Source organism: Arthrobacter sp. 05L417 (assembly GCF_056397865.1).
Genome location: NZ_JBFTOG010000030.1, coordinates 19,864 through 34,230 on the forward strand (window position 1 = coordinate 19,864; position 14,367 = coordinate 34,230).

The window sequence follows — 14,367 nt, forward strand, 5'->3', positions numbered from 1 at the left end:
CACCGCTAAGCCCCATACAAAGACCTGGCGGCTCGGCCGAGTCGGCGCTGCGAACCGACGGCACCTCAATGGAATAAGGACAACCATGATCACAATGCAAAAAGCCCGGTTTGCCGGTTTGGAGATGCGATGAGCGGCCCAGGGCGTGTCGCCGTCGTCTCAGGAGGAGCGGCCGGCATCGGGCTGTCGATCGCCGAGCGGCTTGCGAAGGACGGATTCGCCGTCGCTATCCTGACCCGCACCGAGGGTGCTGCCGAAAAGGCAGCCGCCGGAATCGAAGAGACCGGTGGCATCGCCCGCGGTTACCAGGCCGACGTGAGCGACCGCGACCAGGTGGATGCTGCACTCGCCGCCATCCGCACCGATCTTGGCCCACTGTCCGTCATCGTGGCCAACGCCGCCGTCGCACCGCAGCAGCCATTCCTCGAAATGACGCTGGAGCAGTGGAACCAGATCCTGACTATCAACCTCACGGGCACTTTCAACCTCGTGCAAGCAGGCCTGCCCGATCTGCTCGACGCCGGCGCGGGCCGCGTCGTGCTGATCTCGTCGTCGAGCGCCCAGCGCGGGGCGCCAAGAATGGCACACTACGCCGCATCGAAGGGCGGGCAACTGGCGCTGACGAAGGCGCTGGCAGTCGAATTCGCCAAATCCGGCGTGACCGTCAACACGGTGGTTCCTTCATCGATCGACACCCCGAGCGTCGAGAAGAAGCGTGCTGCAGGCACCATGCCCTCAGTCGAAGACATGTCAAAGTACATCCCCGTGGGCCGCATGGGTACCGGCGCCGACATCGCCGCTGCCGTGTCCTACCTTGCCTCCGACGACGCCTCCTACGTGACTGGCCAGACCATCAGCGTCAACGGCGGATCGTTCATCGCATAACGAACAGGAACACAAAGATGACACAACTGACACAGCCTAGAATCTCCCCCCGCCCCACCGATGACTGGGATGCGGAGGTCGACAGTGCCCTGAGCGTGCTAGCTGCGCACGGCCCAAGCGGGCAGGCTGCCCCGCAGCTCACGCCGGAGACCAGGCCGAAATCGAACATTCTCGGCATCTATGCCTGGCATCCTGAGCTCATGCGCGGTTGGATGCCGTACTCGAACCATCTCCGGAACTCGAGCCTTGGCGATCGCGTTCGCGAGATTGCCATCATCCGCACCACGTGGCTCGGCTACGGCGAGTACGAATGGGCGCAACACGTGCGCATGAGCCGGGCCGCCGGGTGGCTTACGGACGATGAAATCGCCGCGCTGTCCCAGGGACCCGACGCAGCCCCGTGGTCGGACGACGACGCGACGCTGGTGCGCGCGATCGACGAGATGTGCCGCGACAAGAATGTGGCGGATGGAACCTGGCGAGGGCTCGAATCGCAGTTCAGCCGCCAACAGCTCCTCGACTTGCTCTTCACCGTTGGCACTTACGACTTTCACTGCATGGTGTTCCGAACGATGGGCCTAGAACTCGAACCCGGCATGGAGGGCTTTCCCGGGAGCCACTCCCCCGAGCCGGCCACATGACGGCGTTGCATGACGCGGTGAATCGCGGATCGCTCACGTGGGCGGTCCGCGATTCACTCTTGCGCTACGTCACGATCATCGCGCGCGGCTCGTACGTACTGGAGGACGGAACCACCGTTACCGACGACGGCGCATTCACCTTCCCGCTGCGCAACGCAGAGAAGGCCGGGAATGAGTGGCGGCTGTCGTTCGGAGGTTCTGTACGCTTTATGGCGCATCACGGTTTCCTCGATATCAGGATCGCCAATCCTGAACTCGTCATGAGGCCCAAAGGCGGTGTTCTTTCCGCCCGCACCGATGACGGCGGAGTGACCACCACGCTCATCGCCGTGACTGGCGCGGAAGAGCTTGGGCGCGACGGAACGGATCTCCTCTGGACTGCGACGGATGTCCATCTCCTGGAGACCGGAGTCGAGCTCTTCGGTGGCGTATATCCCGCGGGAACCGACTTAGCCCCGCTGAAGATTCGCGCTTCACTAGACTCATAGGCATGTCTCAAACTTCAGTTGCCTCCAGGTCGTCCGGCGAGCGAAAGAACGTGCGCGGCGAGGCAACCCGACAGCGCATCATCACGGAGGCAGAGCGGCTCTTCGCCGAGCACGGCATCTCATCAGTACCACTGCGTGACATTGGCAAGGCCGCTGGGCAACGCAACCACGCAGCTGTGCAGTACCACTTCGGCGAGCGTGAAGAAATCGTCAAGGCGATCATGGAGTACCGCGGCGCGCAGAGTGAGATCTACCGAGCTGAGATGGTTGCAAGTCTCATGCTGGGTCAAACGGCCCCCACCGTGTCAGACGTCGTGGGTGCGTTCGTACGTCCGCTCGCCATCCACTTCCAGCCGGACAACCATTACCTTCCCTTCCTCTCCCTCTACATCACAGAAGAGGGAGGTTATGAAGGGCTCGTCGGAGTGCGCGTCGGCGCCGCTGTGATCACGCTGCGCACCCTCCTCGGCAAGCTCGTCCCGGAGATCCCGGAACCGGTGCTCGACGAGCGCTGGTGGCTGACGCTCACGAGCACTGTGCACGCACTCGCCCGGTACCACACTGCCCGGCGCAAGCGCGAACATCTTCCGGCAGGAATCGAAGCGCTCATCGCCGACCTCATTACCTTCCTCAGCGCCGGTCTTGCGGCGCCGCTTGCGGAAGACGACCCCCGAAAATAGGAAACGGGACCTGCGCGAACGCAGGCCCCGAAACTGGCTTAATGTCTAGGCTAGGTGCGCCATGAACCTCGCACCCCAGTCATACGTCCCCGTGGGCACGTAGTAGCCGTCCTGGTCGTTGATCTCATCCCAGTGCGTCACGACGTCTTCGATGGTCGGCACCCCGTCGCCATCATCGAGCCAGCCCGGGGTGAAGCCCATGAACCAGCGGGCGAAGCGCTTCGCGCCTGCGACGAGGATCTCACCGTTGACCCCGCACGATTCGTGGGCGAGGTAGGCGACCATCGGCGAGACGAGGTCGGTCTGCATGGCCTGAACGCGCGTGGTGTCCATCGGGTTGGCCGTGACGATGTTCGGTTTGTCGGCTGAGAGGCTCGGCCTGGTAACCGAATTCGGCGCGACGCAGTTGACGAGGATTCCCTTCGCTGCGGCTGCTACCGCCAGGCTTCGGGTGAAGCCAATGAGTGCCCCTTTCGCCGTCGCGTAGGCAAGGTTATCGGGCAGGCCCAGCATGCCGGTTGACGTCGTCGTGATAATGCGGCCGTAACCCTGCTGCTCCATGTAGGGCCAGGCCGCACGGGTCGTGTGCCAAGTGCCGCGGAGGTGCACGTCGAGCGTGAGCTCAAGGTTCTCGGCGTCGGCATCCGGGAAGGTCGCCCAGCGCGAAATGCCCGCGTTGTTCACGACGATGTCGATGCGACCGAACTCGCGAATGGCGGTCTCGACAAGCGCATGGCAGCCCTCCTCACTGCCGACGTTGTTCGTATCCGCGACGGCGGTGCCGCCCGCAGCGACGATCTCGTTGACGACCTCGTTGGCGGGCCCGGCGTCGCTCCCTTCACCCTCTTTCGAGCCTCCGAGGTCGTTCACGACGACCTTCGCACCGCGCTCGGCGAGCAGCAGGGCATGCGCGCGGCCGAGACCGCGGCCGGCTCCCGTCACTATGGCAACACGTCCGTCGAAGCGGAGGTCTGGGATGGCGTTCATGGTTCTCCTTTGAAGTAGCCGTAGATCAGATTTCATCACGAATGCTCAAAAATATCAACGAAAATGTCCCCGAGAAGTCCGCGTCTACTGGCGACTCATTGTATTTATTGAGCGTTGGTGCTTGAATTATGTTCGGTGGTCGCCAGAGTGGCACCGATTGAGTAGGAGTGAAGTCAAATGGCAGAAGAGACCAGCAGCGACGTCGATGTAGAAGTACTGGTGATCGGCGCGGGCGTTGTCGGCATCTACGCACTCCAGCGTGCGCTTGAGGCCGGGTTCTCGGCCCAGACGCTGGAGGCGGGAGAGGGCGTCGGCGGCGTCTGGTACTGGAACCGCTACCCCTCCGCTCGCTTCGATTCCGAGAGCTACACGTACGGCTATATCCATTCCAAGGGGCTCTTCGACAAATGGCGTTGGGAGGAGGAGTTCGCTACCCAGCCCGAGATCGAGCGCTACCTCAACTTCGCGGTGGACCACTTTGAGCTGCGGGAACACATCCGCACCGGTCAGAAGGTCGTCTCGGCAGTGTGGAACGAGGCGGACACCGCATGGACGGTGACCACCGAGAAGGGCGAGACCATCCGGGCACGCTGGGTCGTCTCGGCGACCGGCGGTCTCTCCGTGCCGAACTACCCCGACCTGGATGGCCTTGAGGACTTCAAGGGGCAGGCTTACCACACCGGCGCTTGGCCGCACACTCCGGTCGATTTCACGGGCAAGCGGGTCGCCATCATCGGCAACGGTCCGAGCGGCGCGCAAATCCTGCCCGCCATCGTTGACCTGGTCGAGTCCGTGGACCTCTATCAACGCACGCCGACTTGGACGACTCCGCTGAACAACGCGCCCATCACCGATGAGCGCCACGCGTGGCTCACTGAGAACTTCGACGAGATTGCCGGGAAGCTCGGCTCCCCGGCGAACCCGACCGGCTTCCTGCACGAGCCCGCCGGCAAGTTCTCGACCGCCGACTCGTTCGAAGAACGGCAAGCCTTCTATGAGAAGGTCTGGAACAGCCCGGGCTTTGGCAAGCTCACCACCAACTACTACGACATGACGACGAACCGCAAGGTCAACCTCGAGTTTTGCGAGTTCCTTGCGAACAAGGTCCGCAGCATCGTCAAGGATCCCGTGACGGCCGAAAGGCTGATCCCGAAGGACCACCTGTTCGGTGCGAAGCGCCCGCCGTTCGTCTCGAATTACTACGAGTCGTTCAACAACCCGAGGGCCTCGCTGGTTGCGCTCAGGGAGACGCCAATTGTGCGGGTCGACGGGAACGGCATCGAAACGACCGAAGGGCATCGCGACTACGACATCATCGTCTTCGCCACCGGCTTCGACTTCGGCACTGGCGCACTCACACGCATGGGCATCAAGGGCCTCGACGGCCTCGACCTCAGCAGGGACTGGGAAGACGGTCCCACGGACTTCGGTGGGTTCAGCGCACACCAGCTGCCAAACTTCTTCTTCCCTGGCGGACCGCACGGTGCCGGCGGCGGCAACTACCCGCGCTATTCGCAGGACCAGATCGACTGGATCACCGGCACGCTGATCTACGCGCGTGAGCACGGCTACGAGCGTTTCGAACCGACCGCCGAACAGCAGGAAGGCTGGATGAACATGATCGAGACTCTCGCGCCCAAATCCATCTTCTCAGCAGAGCACAGCCACTACTACGGCGCGAACGTCGAGGGCAAGGTGCGCAAGTTCCTGCTCAACCCGGGCGGGCGCGCCAAACTGCACGAGATGTTGGGCGAGATGGCCGCAACCGGCAACTACGGCGGCGCTCTGTCGAGCGTGCGCGAGAGCGTGAGCGCGGTGTGACGCCAGCTCCATCCGAAAAGCCAGTGCCATCCAAAAAGGAGAATGAAATGACCGAAAACCAGCTGCCACCACGCGAGATGTTGCTTGCGCTCGTCAACCCCGTAGAAGGGCAGGATGAAGCGTTCCGTCCTTGGTACTGGGAGACACACATACCTGAGGTGCTTGGGCTTCCGGGTTTCGTCGCGGCCCAGCGCTACCGCGCGGCCACGGAAGCGCCCGCTTCGGTGTCGCACCAGTACGCGACGATCTACGAAGTCGAAGGATCTGCGGCCTCTGCCATGGGCGTACTCTTCGGGGCTGGTCTCGGCATGAGCCCGGACCTCGACCTGGGCACCATGGTGTTCGTCCCCTTCATCGCCGAAGGGAACCCCGCCCTCCCGTAAGGACGGCGGCGTTCAGAAAGACAGGAGAGAATCAGCATGGTTTCAAGCAACAGACGGCCCGGCGGGCCGTGCGGACAGGCCTGGTGAGCGCGATGACACGGGTCGCTGTGGTGACCGGGGGAGCTTCTGGCATCGGCAGGGCGATTTCCACCCGGCTCGCCGACGAGGGGTACGCCGTTGCCGTCCTGGACGTGAACGGCGAGGGCGCCGAGCTCGTCGCCAAGGAGCTGTCCGCGGCAGGCGGCAAGGCGGCGGGGTACCAGGTTGACGTCAGCGATCGAGCCCAAGTCGACCAGGCCATTGAGAAAGCCCGGGACGAGCTCGGCCCCATCGGAGTGCTGGTCTCCAGTGCAGCAGTGGCCGTCCAAGAGCCTTTCGCCGAAATCACGCCCGAATCCTGGAACCGCGTCCTGGCCATCAACCTGACGGGCACCTTCAACTGCATCCAGTCCGTGATCGACGACATGGTGGACGCCCAATGGGGCAGGATCGTCCTGATCTCCTCCGCGAGCGCCCAGACCGGAGCGCCGAGCCTGGCGGCCTACTCGGCGTCCAAGGGCGGCGTGATCGCACTGACGAGGACCCTGGCCCTGGAATACGCATCCTCAGGCCTGACCGTCAACAGCATCGCTCCCTCCGCGATCGACACACCGGCCCTACGCAAGAAGCAGGAGGCAGGGACACTTCCCCCGAGCGACATCCTGGGCAAGGGCCTTCCCGTCGGGCGCATCGGCACGGGCGAGGACATCGCCGCTTCCTGCGCGTTTCTCTGCTCGGACCAGGCCTCATTCATCACCGGACAGATCATGGGCGTCAACGGTGGCACATTCACCGGGTGACGAACTGCCACTGATTGAGTACTGCGCGGGGGCCGGCACGTTTCCTGCCCGCCGCTGGATCAGATACGACGACTGGTCTTGCGTTCTCGGACAGGAGGTCGAGATCCGGCGCGGGCCGAAGACTGTCCGGCGCGGCCGTGTGGACATGGTCTCCGAGGACTCCTCAATCCTCTGGATTGCCGGGGACCATGCCCAGGCACGCGCACTCTACATAAAGGACGACGGGTACGGGGCGTGGGTCAGCCCGCCCTGCATCCAGACGACGGGACCCTGACTCCCACCGCCTACGGCATCGTAGCTGCCTGCGATGCCACAGGTCTTCCATTCACCACAGAACCGACGTTCCACCAATAGGGATATCCAAAGAAAGAAGGTCGCGCAATGACCAGTTTCGTACCAGGAGAGGTAGCCGTGGTAACCGCCGCGGGAAGCGGCGTAGGGAAGTCGCTTGCCCTGGCGTTGGCAGCCCGCGGGCTCAAGCTCGTAATTGCCGACATCGATTCGAACGGACTGGAGGCCACACGCAAGGAGCTGAAGTCGTTCGGCACCGAAGTCCTCGCGGTGCCCACCGACGTGACCGATGCCGAATCGGTCGACAGGCTCGCGCGCACAACTCTTGAGCATTTCGGCACTTTTGACCTCATATGCAACAACGTCGGGGCCGCCAATGCCCAGCGCCCGTCCTGGGAGATCAGCCCGGATGCCTGGCAGCGGCTGCTTTCCCTGAACCTTTGGAGCGTCATCAACGGGATCCGCGCGTTCGTGCCGCACATGGTTGAAAAGAACCACGGCCATGTGCTGAACACGGCCTCCATGTCCGGCCTGTCCATCATCGCGGGCATCGCCGACTACATCGTGACCAAGCACGCGGTCGTCGCACTCACCGAGACGCTGCGGGCCGAATTGGACGCATCGGCGCCGGGCGTCAGCGCCACCGTCCTCTGCCCGGGCATCGTCCGCACGCCCATGAGCGCGGCCATCGAATCCGAGCGCGTCGAGAACGCCGCAGGGTCCTCCGCAAGAAGAGACTCCATCCCTGCCGTTCCGGCCATAGACCCCCACGACGTGGCAGAGAACGCACTCGCGGCCATGGAAGCCAACTATCTCTACGCGGTGCCAGCCATCGATCCCCTGCAGCGGATCCGTCCCACGGTGGACCGCCTGCTCCAGGAAGTATCCAGCCAACCTCGAACCATAACGGCCCATCGCTGAGGCAATCAAGGACGCCCCAAGGCGACCCGGCGCGGGCCATCCATCCCGAACTCGACCGCCCGTCGGAAAGGTATCTCTTAACTCACTTACGCCCGATGCTTCGATTCTTCGTCAGAACACGCGTCCTGTTAAGTAGACTCATCCAGAATGACTTCGAACTGAGACGATTTCGCTAAGTCGTAGCAGGGAGATGTCGGAGAGTCCTGGAGGGGCAAATGAGTGCGAACGAGACGGCTGTCGATTCGGAGCCGGTGGCGGACAGGCAACGGCACCCGCTGGCCCGGGGGATCGAGCTGCTGACCATTATGGTCGACACGGGCGATGACTCCTACGGTGTGCGCGAGCTGGGTTCCCTCATGGGGGTCAGCGCGAGCACGGCCCACCGGTTGCTCACGGACTTGGAGAAGCTCGGGATGGTCGGGCGCACGCCCGACGGCGCGTATCGGCTTGGACTCGAGTTCCTGCGGCTTGCCTGGGCGACGACGGCCCGTCTCCCCCTCGAGGAGGCGGCCGCGGACATCCTCGGTGAACTCACCGCGCGCACCGGAGAGACCTCGTTCTTCGCCGTCTACAACGAACAGCGCCGGCAGATGATGTTCACCCACACGGTCGAGTCCCCGCACCCTTTGCGCTACGTGCTGCGCAAGCACACCTGGTTGCCTCTCCACGCGGGCGCGAGCGGGCTCGCAATCCTCGCCTTCCTACCGGATGAGACCCGGCAAGAGATCTCCCACGGCGCGCTCCCCGCAGTGACTGCACGCACCCTTGTCGACCCCGGTCGACTCTCCGAGCGACTCGAGGAGATCCGCCGGGACGGCTACGCTATCTCGCACGGCGAGCGGATCGACGGCGCGATCGCCATCGCCTCCCCGGTGTTCGGGCTCTCAGGCAACCTCGTCGTCGGCGATGTCGGCATCACAGTCCCCGAAAGCCGCTTCGACAGGGGCGCCGAATCCAATCTCACACGCCTCGTCAGAGACTCCGCCGCAGCCCTCACCGCTCGGATCGCGAGCTCCCGCGTAGCCACACGACGCCAGCCCACTGAAGGGCCACCCACAGAATCCTGACTGAAGGTGACGGCCTTTCAGGCCACCCACTCGTCACCGTGCAACATGTTGTGAACCATCACAACATGAACATTCGCATGCCATTTCGGGCTGAGTGCCGGAAATGTTACCGAGCGATGACCCGAAACACGACCCGCGCCTCGTGGGGCTAGTCTGCGCCGGGCTGTGTGGCTGGTTCACGCCGCGATCCCGGGCACAGCCGTGCCTTCCGGCTCTGATCAAGTGCCCAACAACCAGTCCGAGGCAACATAGGCCCGCCAGGATCAGGACAAGCGCTTGACTTCGGGCACAGCCCTGGGCCCAGAACGGCGCGTCCCGCTCTTGACAGAGCACTTTGTCGGTGACAGCATGGTGCAAATCACACAACGAAACCCTCGTTTCGCTAAAGCGAACATCATCTCTAACAAGGAAGTTAGGAACGATATGACTACGACCGATCCCACACGGTCAATTGCGGTGAGGCCTTTCGGCTTGATCGTTGCGATCTTCATGATCATCGAGCTCACCCCGATATTCGAAGTGACGATGGTGTTTGCAGCCATCCCCACACTCATGGCTGCCTTCAAAGCCGATGCATCCGCGATCTCCTGGGTGATCACAATCTTCTTGCTAACCGGCGCAGGCACAGCGGCTATTGCGGGGCGGCTCGGAGATATCTATGGCAGGAAGAAGATTCTCATCATTCTGATGCTGATCTCCGCTGCAGGTTCGATCATCAGCGTGATCACCGGCAACCTGGAGGGCGTGCTGATCGGTCGCGCATTGCAGGGAACCAGCGCGGGCCTCTTTCCGCTGCTTATCGGCGTCGCCCGCGAGGTTGCGCCCCCTTCCAAAGTGTCGGTTCTCATCAGCCTGACCTCGGGCATCGGCCTCATCGGTGGATCGCTGGGAGGCGTGGCGGCAGGCATCCTTCTCGGCGCCGGCGGTTGGCGCAGCATGTTCGTCGCCTCGGCCATCCTGGCGATCGTGTCGATCCTGGTCGCACTTGCACTGCCCAAGTCGGTTGTCGCCGTGGCGGAACGTGGCCGGGTGGATGTGTTGGGCGGCATTTTGATGGCCCCAGCAATTGCAGCAATTCTGTACGGGTTCACGACGTCTCGCACTGAGGGCGCCAGCCCGTTGGTCGTCGGCCTCATCGTTATCGGAGCGCTGCTCTTCGCGTTCTGGATCATTTGGGAACTGCGAATCGAGACCCCGATGTTCAACCTGCGGCTGTTCCGCAAGCGTTCATTGGTTCTTGCTCTCGTCGCCACCGCTTTTGTATCGCTCGGTATCCTTTCGGCGCCGAGCCTGCTCACCCCCATCCTTCAGCAAAGCCCAACGAAACTTCCTGTCGGCCTCGGCTTGACTCCGACCCAAGCCGGACTGTACGGGCTGATCTCAGGGGCGATCGCGTTCATCTTGTCACCCGTGGCAGGTCGGGTCGCCGGAAGATTCGGGGGAAAGCTGATACTCGCCTTGGGCACCTTGCTCGGAATCCTGGGATACTCCGGCTTCTTCATCTCGACCCATAGCCTCCCGCTTTCGATTGTCGCCATCGTGATCGGCTCGGTTGGGACAGTGTTCCTCACCATTAGCATTCCGATTGTCATCGTGGAGAACGTGTCCGCGCGCGACACCAGCGAGGCCGTCGGTCTGATCTTCACGGTTGGACGCACCCTCTTCAGCGCGATCGGCACCGCGATCATCGGTGTTTTGTTGGCGTCGAGCACTGTGCCTGGCACCACGGCACCGACCATTTCTTCATGGAACGCTGGGATCACGTTCATCCTCATCACGGGCGCGGTCGCCTTTGCCGCAGCCATGACCTTCAGAAAGTCGACACCGATGGACCACCGCGGCGCGGTTATAGAGGCCCTCGTCGAGGTCGAAGAAGAAGCCCAAAACACGGGTGCGGCTGCAGCGACCCATTAGCTCGCTGTGGCTCTATGGTGTCCGGTTCCATGTACCGTTCCAGCAGTTGGCGCGGCGAAGTGGAACTGGACACCACGCGTGTACCCACAAATCGCCAACCCTAGCCCGCCTCACGGCATGAACCGGTACCCGATCCCTACCTCGGTGATCAGGTGGCGCGGGTTCCCGGGCTCCGGTTCCAGTTTCCGGCGGAGCTGGGCCATGTACACGCGCAGGTAATTGGCCTCCTTGGCGTAGGCCGGGCCCCACACCTCGCTGAGGAGCTGCTGTTGGGTGATCAGCTTCTCGGGATTGCGCACGAAAAGATCCAGGATCCTCCACTCCGTCGGCGTGAGGCGGACGTCTTCGCCGTCGCGCGTTACGCGTCTCATGGCAAGGTCCGCAGTGAACGATTCAGTGACCAGCACGGGCGCTTCTTCGCCCGGGTCAGAGGTGCGCCGCAGGATCGCCCGGAGGCGCGCGAGCAGCTCGTCGAGCCCGAACGGTTTGGTGATGTAGTCGTCCGCGCCGGCGTCCAAGGCTTCCACCTTGTCGTCCGAGCCGTGACGTGCGGAGAGGACCAGGATGGGTACGCTACTCCACTCACGCAAGCGGGTGATGACTGTGGTTCCGTCGATGTCTGGCAGCCCCAGGTCGAGGATCAAGACGCCAACCGGGTGCTGGGCGGCAGAGCGCAAGGCCGATTCGCCGTCGGACGCGGTGGCCACGCTGTAACCATGGGCTTGGAGCGTGATCCGCAAGGCCTTGACGATATGGGGATCGTCGTCCACCACCAGTACGTTGCTCATCTCGCCTCCCTGGAGGCGCTATCGGGACTGCCCGACGACGGCACATGACGGCGCTGCAAGAGAACCGATTGCGCCTCCAAGGGAGCTTGCGCTGAGTCATGCGGGAACGTCACCCCGGTGGACAGCGGAAGCCGGATGACCATGGTCAGGCCGCCACCGGGAGTCTCTTCCGCAGTGAGCGTGCCTCCCATCGCTTCCGTGAATCCCTTGGCCACGGCAAGCCCCAAGCCAACCCCGGTGGTGGAAGGGACGTCGTTGAGCCGCTGGAATGGCTGGAACATCCTGACCACGCTTTCGGCGGGCACTCCTTGGCCGTGGTCGATGATGCGCAGTTCTCCGGACGGCTTCCCATCCAGGGTGGACGAGCTGAAGCCACCCGCGGCTCCCACCAGCACAACATCGGAATCCGGAGCGTATTTGATGGCATTCTCCACGATGTTTGCAATGACGCGTTCCAGCATCCCGGCGTCGGCGTCGATCTCCGGCATGTTTCCGGGCAGGTCGACCCGCACCCGCCCCGGCGGTAAGCCATGGAGGGCGGTCGGGATCACTTCGTACCAGCGCACCGGGCGAATCAGTGCGTTCACGGAGTCCGAGGTAATGCGGGACATGTCCAGGAGATTCCCCACAAGGACGTCGAGCCTGTCCGAGCATTCCTCGATGGTTGCCAGCAGTTCCTGTTCCTCCTCGGGTGTGTAGTGGACGTTGCTTTGCCGCAAGCCGCCCACGGCCAATTTGATGCCGGCCAGCGGAGTCCGCAAGTCATGGGAGACGGCGCGCAGGATGGAAGTGCGCATGGTGTTGCTCTCGGCCAGGCGCCTGACCTCCCGTCGGCTCGCCGCCAATTGCCGCCTCTCGAGTTGGGCCGAAAGGTGCGCGCCGAAGGCGCTGAGCAAGCGGCGGTCGCTGGCCGGCAGGATGCGGCCCGACAGGACCAGGCGGGTTCCGGCGTCGATCTGTTCGGTGTTTTCGCCGCCGTCGGCAGGGAGGGGTGCGGCCTCTCCGGCTTGCGCGACGAGGCGCCAGCCGTCGGCAGCCCCGCCAGCCGGGCCCGCGGCCCTGTACAGAGCCGCCCCGCGCATCTGGAATACGTCCAGCGCCTGGTTCAAGAGTCCTTCGACGGTGTCCTCGGCGCTCGACGCCCCACGCGTGAGGTCACCCAGGGTGGTGGCCTCGGCACGGGCACGGGCGGCTTCCTTGGAGCGCCTGGCCGAGACGTCCACCACGGCCGCAACAGCGGCTGAAACGCCCACGAAAACCAGCAATGCCAGGATATTTTCGGGGTCGCTGATGGTCAGGGTCCCCACAGGCGGTATGGAGAAGAAGTTCACCAACAGGCTGCTCCACAAGGCACCGAGCAGGGCGGGCCACAACCCGCCGACCAAGGCAACGGCAACCGAGCCCGTCAGCTGGAGAAGCACCGCCGTCGCGATGCTGTGCGAAGGACTCGCGGCCAGCAGGAGCTGCAAAAGAACCGGAAGGACTACGGCCATGGCAAAGCCGACAGTCACCCTGGTGCGGCCGAGGTCCCGCTGCCGCGGACGGTCCACGCCCCGGCCACCCAAGGGATGCGAAACCATGTGCACGTCAATATCGCCGGAGTCCCGCACCACCCGGTTGCCGATCCCCCGGCCAGTCAGCCTGCCAACGAGGCTCCGGCGTCGCGAAATCCCGACGACGATCTGCGTCGCGTTGACGCTTCGGGCGAAGTCAAGCAAGGCCTTGGCCGGATCCTCCCCGGCCACCGTGTGGTAACTGCCGCCCAAATCCCGGACCAAAAGGCGCTGGGCTTCCAACGCCTGCGGAGATTCCGAGGCCACACCATCGGCGGCGCGGACGTGCACCGCGAGCAAGTCGCCGCCGTTGACCCGCTTGAGGATCCGGGCAGCCCGGCGGACGAGGACTTCCCCTTCGGGCCCGCCGGTGAGGCCGATGACGATGCGTTCCCGGGCTGGCCAGCTCGCCTCGATCCCCTGTTCCGAACGGTACTTCGCAAGGCCTTCGTCCACACGGTCGGCGAGCCACAGCAGTGCCAATTCCCGCAAGGCCGTCAGGTTGCCCATCCGGAAATAGTTCGACAGCGCGGCGTCGATCTTGTCGGCCGAATAGATCTTGCCGTCGCCTAGCCGTTGCCGCAACAGCTCCGGTGAGATGTCCACAAGGTGGATTTGATCGGCGCGCCGCACGACGTCGTCGGGCACCGTCTCCGCCTGCCGGACGTCAGTGATGGCACTCACGACGTCACCGAGGGAAGCCAGATGCTGCACGTTGACCGTGGACAGGACGTTGATGCCGGCGTCGAGCAGCTCCTCAACGTCTTGCCAGCGCTTGGAGTTGCGGCTTCCGGGGATGTTCGAGTGGGCGTATTCATCGACGACGGCGGTGCGCGGCTTGCGTGCCAAGACTGCGTCGACGTCCATCTCTTCAAAGCTGGTGTCCCGGTACGCAATCGTGTGCGGCGGGATGACTTCCAATCCGTCCATCAAGGCACGGGTGTCGCTGCGCCCATGGTCCATGGCGAAGGCCACCACCACGTCTTCACCGCGGCCGCGCAGCCGGTGAGCCTCCTCGAGCATGGCGTAGGTCTTCCCTACCCCCGGGGCTGCCCCGAGGAAAATGCGCAGCGTTGCCCGTGCCATGTGGTCATTCTTTCACTTGTTGA

The 14,367-nt window shown here is 63.7% G+C and carries 14 protein-coding genes; 11 read left to right on the top strand and 3 right to left on the bottom strand.

What is annotated here, in order from left to right:
• The first annotated feature begins 129 nt into the window (after positions 1-129).
• Genes AC1DJW_RS18825 through AC1DJW_RS18840 form a run of 4 tightly spaced genes read left to right on the top strand, consistent with a single transcriptional unit; the run spans position 130 to position 2,694 of the window.
• Positions 130-885, top strand: a complete 756-nt coding sequence (locus AC1DJW_RS18825; protein WP_476902153.1) for an SDR family NAD(P)-dependent oxidoreductase — start codon at positions 130-132, stop codon at positions 883-885.
• A 17-nt stretch (positions 886-902) separates the two neighbouring features.
• A complete protein-coding gene (locus AC1DJW_RS18830) occupies positions 903-1,526 on the top strand; it encodes a carboxymuconolactone decarboxylase family protein (RefSeq protein WP_476902154.1) in 624 nt (207 codons plus the stop codon).
• A gap of 17 nt (positions 1,527-1,543) precedes the next feature.
• A complete protein-coding gene (locus tag AC1DJW_RS18835; protein WP_476902155.1) occupies positions 1,544-2,014 on the top strand; it encodes an HtaA domain-containing protein in 471 nt (156 codons plus the stop codon).
• A gap of 2 nt (positions 2,015-2,016) precedes the next feature.
• A complete protein-coding gene (locus AC1DJW_RS18840) occupies positions 2,017-2,694 on the top strand; it encodes a TetR/AcrR family transcriptional regulator (protein ID WP_476902156.1) in 678 nt (225 codons plus the stop codon).
• 45 nt (positions 2,695-2,739) lie between these two features.
• Here the strand turns inward: AC1DJW_RS18840 and AC1DJW_RS18845 are convergent, their stop codons facing one another.
• Positions 2,740-3,681 carry an SDR family NAD(P)-dependent oxidoreductase gene (locus AC1DJW_RS18845; protein WP_476902157.1) on the bottom strand — a complete coding sequence of 314 codons (942 nt, stop codon included), beginning with the start codon at positions 3,679-3,681 and terminating at the stop codon, positions 2,740-2,742.
• A 177-nt stretch (positions 3,682-3,858) separates the two neighbouring features.
• Between AC1DJW_RS18845 and AC1DJW_RS18850 the strand changes: the two genes are divergently transcribed.
• The 7 genes from AC1DJW_RS18850 to AC1DJW_RS18880 all read left to right on the top strand — a co-directional run bounded on the left by AC1DJW_RS18850 (position 3,859) and on the right by AC1DJW_RS18880 (position 10,917).
• Entirely contained in the window at positions 3,859-5,502 is a 1,644-nt protein-coding gene (locus AC1DJW_RS18850; RefSeq protein WP_476902158.1) for a flavin-containing monooxygenase, read from the top strand.
• A 47-nt stretch (positions 5,503-5,549) separates the two neighbouring features.
• Positions 5,550-5,885 carry a hypothetical protein gene (locus AC1DJW_RS18855; protein WP_476902159.1) on the top strand — a complete coding sequence of 112 codons (336 nt, stop codon included), beginning with the start codon at positions 5,550-5,552 and terminating at the stop codon, positions 5,883-5,885.
• Between the two features lie 92 nt (positions 5,886-5,977).
• A complete protein-coding gene (locus tag AC1DJW_RS18860) occupies positions 5,978-6,724 on the top strand; it encodes an SDR family NAD(P)-dependent oxidoreductase (protein ID WP_476902160.1) in 747 nt (248 codons plus the stop codon).
• Positions 6,705-6,998 carry a hypothetical protein gene (locus AC1DJW_RS18865; RefSeq protein ID WP_476902161.1) on the top strand — a complete coding sequence of 98 codons (294 nt, stop codon included), beginning with the start codon at positions 6,705-6,707 and terminating at the stop codon, positions 6,996-6,998. The genes AC1DJW_RS18860 and AC1DJW_RS18865 overlap by 20 nt, the downstream gene beginning before the upstream one ends.
• 107 nt (positions 6,999-7,105) lie before the next feature.
• Positions 7,106-7,936: an SDR family NAD(P)-dependent oxidoreductase gene (locus tag AC1DJW_RS18870; RefSeq protein WP_476902162.1), complete on the top strand. Its 831-nt coding sequence runs from the start codon at positions 7,106-7,108 to the stop codon at positions 7,934-7,936.
• 215 nt (positions 7,937-8,151) lie between these two features.
• A complete protein-coding gene (locus AC1DJW_RS18875; protein ID WP_476902163.1) occupies positions 8,152-9,003 on the top strand; it encodes an IclR family transcriptional regulator in 852 nt (283 codons plus the stop codon).
• Between the two features lie 423 nt (positions 9,004-9,426).
• Positions 9,427-10,917 carry an MFS transporter gene (locus tag AC1DJW_RS18880; protein WP_476902164.1) on the top strand — a complete coding sequence of 497 codons (1,491 nt, stop codon included), beginning with the start codon at positions 9,427-9,429 and terminating at the stop codon, positions 10,915-10,917.
• A 110-nt stretch (positions 10,918-11,027) separates the two neighbouring features.
• Here AC1DJW_RS18880 and AC1DJW_RS18885 read toward each other — a convergent pair whose 3' ends face one another.
• Both AC1DJW_RS18885 and AC1DJW_RS18890 read right to left on the bottom strand, forming a co-directional pair.
• On the bottom strand, positions 11,028-11,705 hold the full coding sequence (locus AC1DJW_RS18885) for a response regulator (protein WP_390281897.1): 678 nt from the start codon (positions 11,703-11,705) through the stop codon (positions 11,028-11,030).
• Positions 11,702-14,344, bottom strand: a complete 2,643-nt coding sequence (locus AC1DJW_RS18890) for a DUF4118 domain-containing protein (RefSeq protein ID WP_476902165.1) — start codon at positions 14,342-14,344, stop codon at positions 11,702-11,704. Before AC1DJW_RS18890 ends, AC1DJW_RS18885 begins: the two co-directional genes overlap by 4 nt.
• Positions 14,345-14,367: the final 23 nt, after the last annotated feature.